Source organism: Pseudarthrobacter sp. SL88 (assembly GCF_026672455.1).
Classification (GTDB): Bacteria; Actinomycetota; Actinomycetes; order Actinomycetales; family Micrococcaceae; genus Arthrobacter.
On record NZ_JAPPRD010000001.1, the window covers coordinates 17,674 to 31,687 of the forward strand.

The window sequence follows — 14,014 nt, forward strand, 5'->3', positions numbered from 1 at the left end:
TGACGCAAGAAACCGACTCATGACGCAGTGCGAAGCCCGGTGAACTAATGCAACTTCCGGTGTTGCCGCCCTGTTTGGGCCGGTCCTAGATTTGCAGCCAGCAACCGGGGCAAAAGCCCAGGCCGGAGCGCCCGCTCCGACCCGAACACCGGGACCCAGGACAAGAAGCGAGGTGGCACATGAGTTCAGCAACATCGAGGGTGGCGCAGGTACGGCCGGCACCCACGGGAGAGCCGGCAACAACGGCGGAGGCCGGCGCGGCGGCAGCCGCTCCCGGACAGGCGGCCACCGAAACCGCTTCGGCCCACAGCACCCTGCCTTCGGGAGGGGGATTGCCGCCCGAAGGACCAGCACGCATTGCCGCTGACTATTCGTCATACCGCGTGGTGGCTGCGAAGCATCCGTGGCGCTGGGTGGGGACTGCCGCCGTGGCACTTGGCGTCCTGGCCATCGCGTGGTCGCTTGCCACTAACCCGCGCTGGGAGTGGGGCGTGGTGGCCCAGTGGTTCACCGCGCAGTCCGTGGTCAACGGGCTCCTGGAAACCCTGAAGCTCACCGCCATCTCCGGCATCCTCGGCTTCGTGCTGGGCTTCATCCTGGCGCTCATGCGGTTGTCCGCCTCGCCGCTGCTGGTGTCCGTCTCCTGGACGTTCTCCTGGATCTTCCGGTCCACGCCGCTGCTGGTCCAGCTGCTCCTCTGGTACAACCTGGGCTACCTCTACGAAAAGATCAGCCTGGGCATCCCCTTCACGGATGTGCGGTTCTTCGAGGTCCAGACCACCACGCTGATCAGCCAGTTTGCCGCGGCCGTCCTGGGCCTGACCCTGAACCAGGCCGCCTACTCCGCGGAAATCATCCGCGGCGGCATCCTCTCCGTGGACCAGGGCCAGCTGGAGGCCGCCGCCGCCCTGGGCATCCCGGCCTGGCGCCGGTCCACCCGCATTGTCCTGCCGCAGGCCATGCGTGCCATCCTGCCCACCGCCTTCAACGAGATCATCGGCCTGGTCAAGGGCACCTCGATTGTCTATGTCCTGGCTTACTCGGAGCTGTTCTACACCGTGCAGGTGATCTACAACCGCACCCAGCAGGTCCTGCCGCTGCTCTTGGTGGCCACCCTCTGGTACGTGGTGATCACCTCCGTGCTCAGCGTCTTCCAGTACTACATCGAACGCCACTACTCCAAGGGTGCCGTGCGCAACTTGCCCCTGACGCCACTGCAGAAGGCCCGCAAGTTCTTCGCCACCCACGCCGCCACCAACCGGAAGAGCCTCTGATGACCGCCACCCTTTCAGCCCCCGCCACCCGCGGGCTCGTCGAAATCACCGGCGTCCGCAAGTCCTTCGGCGCCACCGAGGTGCTCAAGGGCGTCAGCCTCACCGTGGAGCCGGGCGGCGTGGCCGTGATCGTGGGCCCGTCCGGTTCCGGCAAGTCCACCCTGCTGCGCACCATCAACCACCTGGAAAAGGTGGACGGCGGCCACATCTCCATCGACGGCAAGCTGGTGGGCTACGAAATCCGCGGCCAAAAACTCCACGAGCTGCGGGAGAAGGACATCCTCAAGCAGCGCACCGAGATCGGCATGGTGTTCCAGAACTTCAACCTGTTCCCGCACCTCACCGCATTGGAAAACGTGGCGGAAGCGCCCGTCGTGGCCCAGGGCCGTTCCAAGGAGGAAGCCCGCCGCCGCGGCCTGGAACTGCTGGACCGCGTAGGGCTCAAGGACCGCGCCGGCGCCTACCCCAGGCAGCTTTCCGGCGGCCAGCAGCAGCGCGTCGCGATCGCCCGGGCCCTGGCGCTGGACCCCAAGATCCTGCTGTTCGACGAGCCCACGTCCGCCCTGGACCCGGAACTGGTCAACGAAGTGCTGGATGTCATCCGGGAACTGGCCAAGTCCGGCACCACCCTGATCATCGTCACCCACGAAATGGGTTTCGCCCGCGACGTGGCGGACACCGTGGTGTTCATGGACCAGGGCCAGATCGTGGAACAGGGTACCCCGCAGCAGATTTTCACCAACCCCCAGGAACCGCGCACCCGGAGCTTCCTCTCCAAGGTGCTCGAACCGGCTTTCAACATCTAAGGACCCATCCATGGCTTTTCCACCCCTGCGCCAGTCCGGCCGGCGCCGCTCCAGCACCCCGGGCCTCCGCAACCGCCGCAGCTTCGCGGCACTGCCCGCCGTCGTCCTCCTGGGAACGGCCGCGCTGTCCGCCTGCGCAGACCCCGGCGCTTCGGCCTCCGGTAATGCCTCCGGCGCGGCGCAGACGACGGCGGCACGCAACGGCGTCGTCTACAACACGTCCCCGGACCAGCAGCGGATCCGCGGCGAGAAGGATGCGGCGCTCGCCGCCAAGGTCCCCGAGCTGATCGGCAAGGACGGGAAGCTGACGGTGGCCACCACAGCCGGGTCCATCCCCCTGTCCTTCCACGCCACGGACGACAAGACGCCCATCGGCTCCGAGTTGGATATCGCCCAGCTGGTGGCGGACAAGCTGGGCCTGGAACTCGACGTCCAGGTCACGTCCTGGGAGAACTGGCCGCTGAAGACCCAGTCCGGCGACTTCGAGGTGGTTTTCTCCAACGTGGGCGTCAACAAGGACCGCGTGAAGCTGTTCGACTTCGCCAGCTACCGGGCCGCGTTCATGGGCTTCGAAGCCAAGAAATCCGCCACCTACGACATCAAGGGCGCGGACGACATCTCCGGCCTGCGCGTCTCCGTCGGCTCCGGCACCAACCAGGAAAAAATCCTGCTGGCCTGGAACAAGGAGCTTGAGGACAAGGGCAAGGCGCCGGCCACCCTGCAGTATTACCAGTCCGAGGCAGACACCATCCTGGCGCTGTCCTCGGGCCGCACGGACCTCAATATTGCTCCCTACCCGTCCACCGTGTACCGGGAAAACACCCGTGACGACCTGAAGGTGGTGGGCAAGGTGAACGCCGGCTGGCCGTCCGAGACGCTGGTGGCCGCCACCTCGCTCAAGGGCAACGGGCTGGCGCCGGTGATCACCGAGGCCCTGAACTCCGCCATCAAGGACGGCTCCTACGGCAAGGTCCTGGAACGCTGGGGCCTGTCAGAGGAAGCGCTGCCGGAAGCGAAGACCATCACGGAGGACAACTACGCCGCCACCCAGGCCGCGGCCACGGCCAGCGCATCAGCCGAAGCATCGAAGAAGTCCTCATGAAATTCCAGGTCCTGGACATCATTCCGCACCTGAAGAACCCGCTCACCGGGGAGATCGTCTCCACCGCGGACCGGCTGAACCAGGTAGTGGAAACCGCCCGCCGGGCAGAAGCCCTGGGGTTCGACAGCTTTTCGGTGGGGGAGCGGCACGCGGGTGAGTTCATTTCCTCCTCGCCCACCACGGTGCTGGCGGCCATCGCAGCCGTGACGGACCGGATCCGGCTGCACACCGGCGTCACGGTGCTGTCCGTGCTGGACCCCGTGCGGGTGGCAGAGGACTACGCCACCATTGACCAGCTCAGCCGCGGCCGCCTGGAGGTCACCATCGGCAAGGGCAACGAGGTGCTGCAGTACCCGCTCTTCGGCCTGGACCTGGCGGACCAGTGGGACCTGCTGGCCGAAAAGTACGAGCTGCTGCGCCGGCTGTGGCGTGAGGAAGGCGTCACCTGGTCCGGCAGGTTCCGGTCCGCGCTGACCGAACCTGCCACCACCACGCCCCGCCCCTTCGACGGTCCGCCGCGTATTTGGCACGGCTCTGCTACAACACTGACGTCGGCTGCCCTGGCCGGCAAGTGGGGCGATCCCCTGTTCACCGCCAACGCCATCCAGCCGCGGGAAAACTACCAGGTGCTGATCGATCACTACCGCGAAGAGTACGAGCGCCACGGCCACGATCCCCGGCAGCAGTATGTCGGCTCGGGCTGCGGCGCCGGCGGCGTGTTCATCGCCGACACCACCCAGGAGGCGGTGCGCCAGTTCGGGCCCGTCTACGAGGCCCTGGCGGCCAACCGCAACGTGCCGGGCAACAACTCGCCCTTCCGGGACATCCAGCACGCCGTCGCGGAGGGGCCAGCGCTGGTGGGAAGCCCGGAGCAGGTGATCGACAAGATCCTGAGCTACCACCAGCTCTACCGCCACAACCTTCAGTCCATCTCCCTGCCTACCACGCTGCCCTTCGAACAACAGCTGGAAATCCTTGAGCGCTTCGCCCTCGAAGTGATCCCGGCCGTCCGGGCCGCAGCGCCCACCACGCTGTGGGAGGCCGGGGACCTCTACGGCAACCGCCCCGAATTCACGCGATCCAACCCGTCCGCCAACGCCAGCAGGAGTGAGAACGCCCTTGTCCACTGAAACAGCCCTCGAAACCTTCGACGCCGACTGGCAGGAGTGGCACGCGGCGCACGAGCGCCACCGCGCCCACCCGCACGGCTTCCTCGCGGTGACCCACCTCCACTGGCTTAGCAGCGATGCCGCTCCGCTGGAAGGCGCCCCGGGCACCTGGAGCGCGGAGGCCGACGTCGTCCGCGTTGTGCTGCAGCCGGGTGAGAGCCTGCAGCAGGACGGCAAGGAACTGAACACCGAAGCCGGCGCAACCCTGGAACTCGGACCTATTGCAGAACGCGGCGGGATCAACCTCGTGTCCGGCGAGACCGTCATCGAGGTGGCCAAGCGTGGCGGCGAGTACATCGTGCGGCCGCGGAACCCGGAGAACGGGCTGCTCCGCGAGTACCAGGGCACGCCCGCCTACTCGCCCGATGCCGCTTACGCCGTCGGCGGAACGTTCGTTCCGTTCGAGGCGCCGCGGCCCACCACGGTGGGCGCCGCCGTCGAGGGCATTCAGCACGTTTACGAGGCTCCGGGCGAGATCCGCTTCAAGCTCGCCGGACAGGAACTGGCGCTGACGGCGTTCAACGGCCACGCGCCGGGTTCCCTGTCGGTGCTGTTCACGGACCAGACCTCCGGCACCACCACCTACGCGGCCAACCGCTCGCTCTCCGTGGTACCCGAGGCGGACGGCTCCGTGGTGCTGGACTTCAACCGGGCCGTCAACCTGCCGTGCGCCTACACGGACCTGGCCACCTGCCCGCTGCCGCCGGCCGAAAACCGGCTGCCCGTGGCCATTGAAGCCGGCGAAAAGATTCCCTACGAACGTCAGGACCAAAAGTGAGCAACACTAATACCCCTTCGGCCGAAGGAAGCCCGGCCGGTTTCCTGGCCATCGAGCTCGACGGCGCCGGGTGGGACGGGGCGGACATCTCCGGTGCGGTGCTGGCCGCCGAGTCCGCCGGCTTCCACGCAGCCACGTTCACGGACGCGCCGGTTCCCGGCCGCGCCAACGCACTGCAGCGGGCAGCGTTCGCCGGCCCGGTTACCAGATCGATTGCACTGGTGCCCGAAGTGGACACCGTCTACACCGAACCGTTCCACGTCTCCACCCAGCTGGCCAGCCTCGACTACGTCTCCGGCGGCCGGGCGGGGTGGATCGTCACCGCGGACGAGGCACCCGCGGCTGCTGCCGCCGTCGGGCGCTCTTCCGCTACCGGCGCCGCGCTGGGCCAGGAAGCTGCGGCGTCCATTGAGGTCTCCCGTCGGCTGTGGGATTCGTGGGAGGACGACGCCGTGATCCGCGACGTCTCCACCGGGCGGTACATCGACGTGGACAAGCTGCACTATGCCGATTTTGAGACGCCGGCCGGGTTTGCCGGTGCGGGCTATTCGGTGAAGGGTCCGTCCATCATTCCGCGGCCGCTGCAGGGTCAGCTGCCCGTGCTGGCTCCGGCATCGCTGCTCGGTGAAGTGCCGGTTGATGCCCTGGACGCAGTGCTTGTGTCCGCGCCTACCCCTGAGCTGCTGGCCGCGGAGGTCCTTGACGTGCGTTCCCGGGTGGGCGCGTCCGTGGCGGTGATCGCCGAGCTCGACCTCGTCCTCGACTCGCGCGGGCAGGCTGCGGCCTCGCGGGAGACACCGTTCGACGGCGGCCGCGCGGCCTTCGCGGGCACTGCCGCCGCCCTGACGGACTTCCTGGAGTCGCTGCTGGAGGATGCCGACGGCGTGCGCCTCCACCCGGCGTCGCTCGCCCTGGACCTCGACGAACTGGGCCGCCTGGTCCTGCCCGAGCTGCGCCGCCGCGGAGTGCTTCGTCCCGTGCTGCAGGACGGGACCTTCCGCGACCTGCTGGGCCTGGAGCGCCCGGCCAGCCGCTACGCATCTGCCGCCGCCGGCACCGGAAAGTAAGGAAAAACCATGACACAACACAACCGTGCTAAATCCAACGCCTTCCAGCCGAGCGGCCAGATCCAGTTCGGCATCTTCTTCCAGGGCGTCAACTCCGGCACCATCTGGAAAGCCGCAGAATCCGGTTCACAGACCGACTTTGAGTCCTTCCGCCGCATCGCCCAGACCGCCGAGCGCGGACTGTTCGCCGCGTTCTTCCTCGGCGAGGGGCTGCGCCTGCGCGAGCACCTGGGCCGCCCGCACGCCCTGGACGTGGTTGGCCGTCCGGACGCGCAGACCATGCTGGCCGCGCTGGCATCGGTGACTAAAAGCATCGGCCTGGTGGCCACCCAGAACACCACCTACAACGATCCAGCAGACCTGGCGCACCGCCTCGCCTCGCTGGACCTGATCTCGGGCGGCCGCGCCGCCTGGAACATCGTCACCACGGATAACGCCTGGACCGGCGCCAACTTCCGCCGCGGCGGCTACCTGGACCACGCGGACCGGTACAAGCACGCCGAGGCATTCGTGGAGACGGCCAAACGGATCTGGGACTCCTGGGAGACCCCCGCCGGCCCCGCCCGCCGCGTGCTCCACGAAGGCCAGCACTACACAGTGGACGTGACTCCGCGGCTGCCGCGCAGCGCACAGTATCGGCCTGTCCTGTTCCAGGCCGGGGACTCGCCCGAGGGCCGGAACTTTGCCGCCCGCCAGGCCGACGTGATCTTCTCCGCCCACCCGAAGTTTGACGACGCCCTTGAGTTCCGTAAGGACCTCGTGGAGCGCTCGGTGGCGGCGGGCCGCGGTGCCAACGCGGTGCAGATCATGCCTGCCAGCGAATTCATCCTCGCGGCCACGGCCGAAGAGGCTGCGGAAAAGAAGGAATGGGTGCGCAGCCTGCAGATCGGCCCGCAGCAGGCTGTTGCCTACCTGGAGCAGTTCTGGGGCCGCGAACTCTCCGCCTACGATCCCGACGGCCCGCTGCCGGAGATCGACCCCGTGGTGGAGGAGACATCCGAGACCCGCGGCAGCGGCTTCCACGGTGCCAAGGCCCGCCAGCTCGCGGACCAGTGGCGCGCCGAGGCCAAGGACAAGGGCCTGTCCATCCGCCAGTTCGTGACCTCCAAGACGGCGCGGATCGACGCCACGTTCACCGGCTCCTACACGGCCGTGGCCGACCACCTGGCCGAGTACGCCCGGACGGGTGCGGTGGACGGTTTCAACATTTCGCCGTGGCTGGTTCCCACCGGCCTGGATGACATCGTCAACCACCTGGTGCCGGAGCTGCAGGAGCGCGGCGTGTACCCCACCGAGTACCGCGGCAGCACCCTGCGCGAGAACCTCGGGCTGGAAACGCCGGTGCGCACGGCCGATGTGCCGTCCGGGGCGGTCCGCGCCTGATGCGTACCGCAGGCTGCCAGAGAAGGGACGACGACGGCGGCGAGGAGGGTGCCGCCGCGGGCCCTTCCCTGGGGGCTGCTTGGGAGGAAACCTGCAAGCTGCAGCTCATCGTGTGGGAGCAGTGGCTGTAGGACCTTTCCCAACTGACGCGGGCCGCTGCGCTACCCATATGGACTGGGTGGTGCAGCGGCCCGCTCGAAACAGCCTCTGGGGAGACCCCGCCTCGCCTGCGGCTTTAGTTGAGGTAACCGTTCGGGTTCAGGACGTACTTGGTGGCCGCCCCGGCGTCGAACTCCGCGTAGCCCCGGGGTGCGTCTTCGAGCGGGATGGCCGTGGCGTTGACGGCCTTGGCGATGTGGATCCTGTCGTGCAGGATCGCCATCATCAGCTGCCGGTTGTACTTCATGACCGGGCACTGGCCGGTGGCGAAGGAGAGGGACTTGGCCCAGCCCGTGCCAAGTGACAGGGACAGGCTGCCCTTCTGGGCGGCCTCGTCCGCGGCGCCCGGGTCCCCGGTGACGTAGAGGCCGGGAATGCCCACCGACCCGCCGGCGGTGGTGATGTCCATCAGCGAGTTGAGCACTGTGGCCGGTGCCTCCTGGGCGCCGTGGCCGTGCCCGCGGGCTTCGAAGCCGACAGCGTCGATTCCTGAGTCCACCTCCCGGACGCCGAGGATCTGCTCGATCTGGTCGGCGGGGTCGCCGTTGGCCACGTTGACGGTTTCGCAGCCAAAGGACCGGGCCTGGGCCAGTCGGTCCTCGTTGAGGTCTCCGACGATGACCACCGCTGCACCCAGCAGCTGGGCGCTGGCGGCTGCGGCAAGGCCCACGGGTCCTGCTCCGGCAACGTAGACGGTGGACCCGACGCCGACACCCGCCGTGACGGCCCCGTGGAATCCGGTGGGCAGGATGTCCGAGAGCATGGTCAGGTCCATGATCTTCTCGAGGGCCTGGTCGCGGTCGGGGAAGCGCAGGAGGTTCCAGTCGGCGTAGGGGACCAGGACGTATTCGGCCTGGCCGCCCACCCAGCCGCCCATGTCCACGTAGCCGTAGGCGGACCCGGGGCGGTCCGGGTTGACGTTCAGGCAGATTCCGGTCTTGCGTTCCTTGCAGTTCCGGCAGCGGCCGCAGGAGATGTTGAAGGGGACCGAGACGATGTCTCCCACCTTGATGAATTCGACGTCCGGGCCGGCCTCGATGACTTCGCCGGTGATTTCGTGCCCCAGGACGAGGCCGGCCGGGGCGGTGGTGCGGCCGCGGACCATGTGCTGGTCAGAACCGCAGATGTTGGTGCTTACGGTGCGCAGGATGACACCGTGCGGGACCTTCCGGCCAACATTGACGGGATTGACGCCGGGGCCGGCCTGCAGTTCAAAGGTGGGGTAAGGGGTGTCGATGATTTCGACGACCCCGGGCTCCTTGTACGCAACGGCTTTGTTACCTGACATGGGCATGGCTCCTATGGTTGGCATTTGATTGCCACGGAAGGCCCGACGCTGGGTGCATCAGACCTTCCGTGTGGTTTTACTTTTCACTTGCGGTGAATCTTTGGGGTGGGCGGCACCCGCCGTTTACGGGACGGCTAGGCGTCGATCACCATGTCGGTGCGTGCGGTGGAACAGCAGGGCAGGAACTTGCCCGCATCGATTTCCCGTTTGCGGATCCCGCCCTGGTGGTTCATGTCGATGTCCCCGGACAGCTTGACCACCTTGCAGGAGCCGCACATGCCCTCTTTGCAGTTCGCGCCGATCCGGACACCGGCACGTTGCGCCACCTCGAGGATGTGCTCCTCAGGGTCGATCCGCACGTTGATTCCGGTGCGCAGGAAGGACAGGGTCAGGCTGCCGGTTCCCACGGTGTCGAAGCTGGACGCATCCGGGGTGGCGGCCTCCGGCGCGGCGGCTTCCGTGGAGGCCGGAGCGTCCGGGTCCACCGCTTCCAGCGGCAGCCCGGAAGCCTGCAGCGTTCCATCCTCGTCGTAGCCGGGCTCGTACATGCCGAACGCGGCGGGCTGGCTTTCGTAGTAGTCCTCGGCGGAGTCGGCGATTTCCTCCGCGATTTCTTCGGCAATGTCCGCTGCATGCGCGAGCTCTGCCTGGTATTCCAGGAGGGTCTGCCGGTCGCCCGAGAAGAACTCCATGTAGATGGAGGTGTCGTCGACGCCTACCTTCTTGAGCAGCTCCGTAGCGGTGTTCAGGTAGCCCTCCGGGCCACAGGCGTAGACCTGCCGGCCGTTGGCGTCGGGGGCCACCTCGTCGATCATCGCGGCGGACAACCGTCCCTTGAAGCCTTCCCACTCCTCGGGCCTGCCGCGGTCGCCCAGCGCGTAGAAGACCTTGACGCGCGAGTCCACTGAGGCGATGTAGGCCAGCTCCTTGTGGAACGCAAAGCCTCCGGCTTCCGCACCGTGGTAGAGGACCACCACGTCAGCGGTCCCGGGCAGGTCATGGATGGTCCGCAGCATCGACATGATGGGGGTGATGCCCGCACCGGCGGCGAGGAAGAGGTACCGTGCGCGCCGGTCCGCGTCGGGCAGGTGGAATGCCCCCACGGGGCCCAGCATGTCCAGGACCGTGCCGGGCCTGACGTTGCCGTGCACCCACGGTGAAACCAGTCCGCCGGCGTCGCGCTTGACGGTGACGCTGAAGGTCCAGGGTTCCGTGGGCGAGCTGGACAGCGAGTAGCTGCGGTCCACCGGCTCCTGGTCTTCGCCGTTCACCGGGAAGGCAATGTTCACGTACTGGCCCGCACGGAACGCCAGGGGAGCCCCGTCGCAGCGGCGGAACACGAACGTCATCATGCCGCCCGCTTCGGGGACGGTCTCAACGCATTCAGCCATGAACTCCTGCGGGTGCCAGGGCCCCAGGGCGCGCGCGGCGCCTGCGGGTCCCTCGGTGGTGCCCATCACCCTGTTCCACGGCATCTCCAGGCCGCGGATGCGTTGCGGCTCCTGGACAGCCGCCGTTTCAGAGAGGAGCTCAATCATGCCAAGTGCTCCTGCACCCGCTGCACGTACCAGTTGATGAAGGCCTCCACCTGGTATTCGCTCTTCATGTAGGGGCCGGGCTCGTAGGCGGGGCTGGCTGCGCCCTGCTGGCACAGCTCAACGAACGCCTTGTCCTGGATGTTGGTCTGCTGCCAAGTGTAGGTCAGCTTCTCACGGTCGTAGTCGACGCCTTCCACGGCGTCGTCGGCCACCAGCCAGGTGGTGCGGACCAGGGTCTGGTGTTCGTTAATGGGGAAGACGCCGAAGGTGATGACATGGTCGCTCTGAAAGTGGAACCAGCTGTTCGGCTGCAGGTGCATTGAGCAGCGGCCCAGGCGGAAGTCGCGCAGGTCGCCGAGCAGCTTCTTGGACAGCCGGCGGCCGTCGGCGGAGAAGGATTCGCCTTCTCCGTCAAGGGATTCCCGGGAGATGCGGATGCCCGCGATGCGCGTGTCCAGTTCCTCGACCACCTCGTAGGGGAGGCCGTAGCGGCGGCACCGCTCCTCGAGCGAGGACTGTGCTTCCTTGTTGCGGTCCCAGACCTCCTCGAGGTGGGTGGGGATCAGGCCTTCCGTCAGGCCCCAGGTGGGGAAGAGGGAACAGGCGAGTTCCGGGTGCCCGTCGCAGTGGTAGCACTCACGGTTGTTCTCCATGACGAGCTTCCAGTTGCCCTCTTCGATGATGTTCTGCTGGTAGGCAATCTTCGTCTTGGACAGGTCGTGCGGTGCCAGGTAAGGCTCGAAGATCTTCGAGGTCTCATCGAAGTCCGTGGGCGGTTCGTCAGCGATGCAGACGAAGATGAGTCCGGCAACCTCGCGGCTGTGGGCCCGCTTGAGGGCGAAGCAGTTCTTGTCGAACTTGGCTTCGCCGGGAGCGGAGGCGTGGATCAGGTTGCCCTCGGGGGAGTAGGTCCAGGAGTGGTAGCCGCAGACGAGGTTGCCGGTGGAACCGGCATTTTCGGTCAGGACACGGGCACCGCGGTGGCGGCAGACGTTGTGCAGGACGTTGACGCCGCCGTCGTCGTTGCGGAGCACGATCAGGGAATAGGGGCCGTAATCGACGGTGATGTAGTCGCCTGGCTCGGGCAGCTCGGCAACGCTGCCGGCAAAGATCCAGTGCTGGCCGAAGATGGCCTCCATGTCGATCTTGAAGATCGTGGGGTCAGTGTAGAAGGGGGCGTCAAGGGAGTAGCCCGTGCGCCGGAACTCGAACAGCGCTGCGATCTCTGCCTGCTGCTCTGCAGGCAAAGTCGAAGCGAGTTTTCCGCGTGAGTTGAGGGGCACGTTCACTGGAGCAGTCATTTTTTCCTCCCGGGAGGCTGGGTAAGTATGCGGTTGGTGGGGAGACTTCGGAGTTGGTGGAGGCAACTCGCGGTGTCGGAATGTCGCCGTTACGAGGTGGGGGAGGATCGACGCGGAAGAAGACCGGGCGTCCGGACTGAGCTTGTGGCAAGCCTCTCCATCTTGGGGTCCTTCCGCATGCGTCTTACGCAACAACAATCATGATGTGCAACAGCGTGACCTATGCCACGCCGACTGTCAAGTAGTTACAAACGCGTGGCCGCGGCCACAGAAATGTCTTGACATCGGAGTACGGCAGGGCGCCGCGGCATGGCGGCTGATTGGCCCGTCCAGCGCCGGTGCGGCAGCGTAAAAAAGCATCGAAATCTCTACTGCACGCGGGCGGCAAGGAAGGGCCGACGACGGCCTGGCGCGTGCCGTCGTCGGCCCTTCCCTGTGCGTTGTGCAGTCAGGGGTGGCGCCGCCTAGGGCACCTTGACCGCGACGGCCCCCTCCTCAGCGGGAACAGCGTCAGCCGGAAGAGATTCAGCCGGGACAGCGCCAGCAGCCGGGCCTGCGGACGGGTGGGCTGCCACTGCGGCGGCGTGCTCGGCCAGCACGCCCGTCTGGTGCCTGATCTTCAGCCGGTACAGCAGGGCCCCGCCGCCGGTCACGGCCGCCACGAACAGAACGCCGCCCCACTGCAGGTACCACTCGAAGGGCGGCACCGAGTTGTAGATCTCCGGCCGCGGCCAGATCAGGTTCACGGTCATGGCGCCACCCCACAGGACCGCGAGGATGTTCACGGGCAGCCCCCACTTGCCCATGCAGAACCCAGGCTCGGCACCGTCGGCATCGGCCAGTGGCCACTTCTTCAGGAGCCGCTTTCGCAGCAGGGGCACCGTCACCAGCAGGTAGGACAGATAGATCAGCACGATGCTGATGCTGGAGAGGATGGTGAAGATGGCCGGCTGCATCACGTTGATCAGCAACGGGAGTACCGCCAGGATTCCGATGACAATGGCAGCCACGGTGGGGGTACGGCGGACCGGGTCCACTTTGCTGAGCTGCCGGCTGAACGGCAGGTTGTTGTCCCGGGCCATGGCGAACATCATCCGGATCGCAGCGGCGTGGACGGCCAGGGTGCACACCACCACCGCCACTACGATGCAGGCCAGGAACGCCTTGCCGAACGGGCCGCCCAGGACGCTGAGCACGATGTACTGCAAGCCGCCGTCGGCCGATCCCACCTTGGGATCGGTAAGGTCCGGTGCGGCCAGGATGCCGAACAGCAGGATGAGCCCGCCCAGCAGGAACGACGCCGTGACGGCGCGGAGGATGGCCTTGGGTGCCGTCTTCTTGGGGTCCTTGGTCTCCTCACCCAGCGAGCTTGCCGTATCGAAGCCGTACATGACGTAGCCGGAGGCCATGGCCCCGATCAGGAAGACGCCGAAGAAACCGAGGTCGTGCCCTTCGCCGAAGCCCGCGGTATCGAAGAAGACCTCCGGCCCGCGCACCACATGCCAGCCGAGGGCGAGGATCAGCAGCACCGCCGCCACCAGCTCCACGAAGACGCCGATGCTGTTGATCCGCGTCATCAGCTTCACGCCGAAGGCGTTGATCAGGGTGGAGATGGTGATCATGATGGTGGCCAGCACCACGCCGTTCATGGCGAAATCGAACGGGCCCGTACCGTCTCCAACAAACTGGAAGCCGGACCAGAGCTGCGGCAGCGTGATCTGCAGTGCCAGTGCCACCGATCCCAGCGCCATGATGGAGGACAGCAGCAGCAGCCAGCCGGCCAGCCAGGACGACGTCCCGGACGCCAGCCGTTTGGCCCAGTTGTAGACCGAACCGGCCACCGGGTAGCGGCCGGCAAGCTCGGCGAAACAGAGGGCCACCATCAGCTGGCCCACGAACACGATGGGCCAGGACCACGCGTACGCGGGGCCGGCCATGGAGAAACCGAAATAGAACAGCTGGAAAACGCCGGTGAGGATGGAAATGTAGCTGACGCCTGCAGCGAAGCTGGCGAACTTGCCGATGCTGCGGTCCAGGGTCTGGGTGTAGCCAAATTCGTCCATGCCGCTTGAATCAATACTCTTGCTGGGTTCCACTGTGGACTCCTAAATCAGAAAAGCACGATGGGATCGAACCGCCCTGGGGCGCG

General features: G+C 66.7%; 12 protein-coding genes. 8 read left to right on the top strand and 4 right to left on the bottom strand.

Features of this window, described 5'->3' with window-relative positions; translation table 11 throughout:
- The first annotated feature begins 179 nt into the window (after positions 1-179).
- From OVA06_RS00060 to OVA06_RS00095, 8 genes are read left to right on the top strand one after another with little or no spacing between them, the layout of a single operon-like run.
- Positions 180-1,274 carry an amino acid ABC transporter permease gene (locus tag OVA06_RS00060; RefSeq protein WP_268155359.1) on the top strand — a complete coding sequence of 365 codons (1,095 nt, stop codon included), beginning with the start codon at positions 180-182 and terminating at the stop codon, positions 1,272-1,274.
- The gene (locus OVA06_RS00065; RefSeq protein ID WP_268155361.1) at positions 1,274-2,080 is read left to right on the top strand and encodes an amino acid ABC transporter ATP-binding protein; all 807 of its coding nucleotides are present in this window, start codon (positions 1,274-1,276) and stop codon (positions 2,078-2,080) included. Before OVA06_RS00060 ends, OVA06_RS00065 begins: the two co-directional genes overlap by 1 nt.
- Before the next feature lie 10 nt (positions 2,081-2,090).
- Complete coding sequence (locus OVA06_RS00070; RefSeq protein WP_268155363.1) at positions 2,091-3,182, top strand: ABC transporter substrate-binding protein; 1,092 nt, start codon at positions 2,091-2,093, stop codon at positions 3,180-3,182.
- On the top strand, positions 3,179-4,312 hold the full coding sequence (locus tag OVA06_RS00075) for an LLM class flavin-dependent oxidoreductase (RefSeq protein WP_268155365.1): 1,134 nt from the start codon (positions 3,179-3,181) through the stop codon (positions 4,310-4,312). Before OVA06_RS00070 ends, OVA06_RS00075 begins: the two co-directional genes overlap by 4 nt.
- Positions 4,302-5,129, top strand: a complete 828-nt coding sequence (locus OVA06_RS00080; RefSeq protein ID WP_268155367.1) for a DUF1684 domain-containing protein — start codon at positions 4,302-4,304, stop codon at positions 5,127-5,129. Before OVA06_RS00075 ends, OVA06_RS00080 begins: the two co-directional genes overlap by 11 nt.
- Entirely contained in the window at positions 5,126-6,196 is a 1,071-nt protein-coding gene (locus OVA06_RS00085) for an LLM class flavin-dependent oxidoreductase (RefSeq protein ID WP_268155369.1), read from the top strand. The genes OVA06_RS00080 and OVA06_RS00085 overlap by 4 nt, the downstream gene beginning before the upstream one ends.
- Positions 6,197-6,205: 9 nt before the next feature.
- Positions 6,206-7,579 (top strand): NtaA/DmoA family FMN-dependent monooxygenase, encoded by a 1,374-nt coding sequence (locus OVA06_RS00090; protein WP_268155371.1) that lies wholly within the window; start codon positions 6,206-6,208, stop codon positions 7,577-7,579.
- Positions 7,579-7,710 carry a hypothetical protein gene (locus tag OVA06_RS00095; protein ID WP_268155373.1) on the top strand — a complete coding sequence of 44 codons (132 nt, stop codon included), beginning with the start codon at positions 7,579-7,581 and terminating at the stop codon, positions 7,708-7,710. The genes OVA06_RS00090 and OVA06_RS00095 overlap by 1 nt, the downstream gene beginning before the upstream one ends.
- 104 nt (positions 7,711-7,814) lie before the next feature.
- On the opposite strand, the gene fdhA is transcribed toward OVA06_RS00095, so the two are convergent.
- The 4 genes from fdhA to OVA06_RS00115 all read right to left on the bottom strand — a co-directional run bounded on the left by fdhA (position 7,815) and on the right by OVA06_RS00115 (position 13,928).
- Positions 7,815-9,026, bottom strand: coding sequence for a formaldehyde dehydrogenase, glutathione-independent (fdhA, locus tag OVA06_RS00100; protein WP_268155375.1), 1,212 nt, complete (start codon positions 9,024-9,026; stop codon positions 7,815-7,817).
- Between the two features lie 134 nt (positions 9,027-9,160).
- Positions 9,161-10,564, bottom strand: a complete 1,404-nt coding sequence (locus tag OVA06_RS00105) for a ferredoxin reductase (protein ID WP_268155377.1) — start codon at positions 10,562-10,564, stop codon at positions 9,161-9,163.
- The gene (locus OVA06_RS00110; protein WP_268155379.1) at positions 10,561-11,865 is read right to left on the bottom strand and encodes an aromatic ring-hydroxylating oxygenase subunit alpha; all 1,305 of its coding nucleotides are present in this window, start codon (positions 11,863-11,865) and stop codon (positions 10,561-10,563) included. The genes OVA06_RS00105 and OVA06_RS00110 overlap by 4 nt, the downstream gene beginning before the upstream one ends.
- 464 nt (positions 11,866-12,329) lie before the next feature.
- Positions 12,330-13,928, bottom strand: a complete 1,599-nt coding sequence (locus OVA06_RS00115) for an APC family permease (RefSeq protein ID WP_268160554.1) — start codon at positions 13,926-13,928, stop codon at positions 12,330-12,332.
- Positions 13,929-14,014 lie beyond the last annotated feature (86 nt).

What these genes read in the sequence shown, in the direction of transcription:
- OVA06_RS00105 (WP_268155377.1), bottom strand. Translation starts at nt 10,564, where the DNA reads ATGATTGAGCTCCTCTCTGAAACGGCGGCTGTCCAGGAGCCGCAACGC.
- OVA06_RS00110 (WP_268155379.1), bottom strand. Translation starts at nt 11,865, where the DNA reads ATGACTGCTCCAGTGAACGTGCCCCTCAACTCACGCGGAAAACTCGCT.
- OVA06_RS00060 (WP_268155359.1), top strand. Translation starts at nt 180, where the DNA reads ATGAGTTCAGCAACATCGAGGGTGGCGCAGGTACGGCCGGCACCCACG.
- OVA06_RS00065 (WP_268155361.1), top strand. Translation starts at nt 1,274, where the DNA reads ATGACCGCCACCCTTTCAGCCCCCGCCACCCGCGGGCTCGTCGAAATC.
- OVA06_RS00115 (WP_268160554.1), bottom strand. Translation starts at nt 13,928, where the DNA reads ATGGACGAATTTGGCTACACCCAGACCCTGGACCGCAGCATCGGCAAG.
- fdhA (WP_268155375.1), bottom strand. Translation starts at nt 9,026, where the DNA reads ATGTCAGGTAACAAAGCCGTTGCGTACAAGGAGCCCGGGGTCGTCGAA.
- OVA06_RS00075 (WP_268155365.1), top strand. Translation starts at nt 3,179, where the DNA reads ATGAAATTCCAGGTCCTGGACATCATTCCGCACCTGAAGAACCCGCTC.
- OVA06_RS00095 (WP_268155373.1), top strand. Translation starts at nt 7,579, where the DNA reads ATGCGTACCGCAGGCTGCCAGAGAAGGGACGACGACGGCGGCGAGGAG.
- OVA06_RS00070 (WP_268155363.1), top strand. Translation starts at nt 2,091, where the DNA reads ATGGCTTTTCCACCCCTGCGCCAGTCCGGCCGGCGCCGCTCCAGCACC.
- OVA06_RS00090 (WP_268155371.1), top strand. Translation starts at nt 6,206, where the DNA reads ATGACACAACACAACCGTGCTAAATCCAACGCCTTCCAGCCGAGCGGC.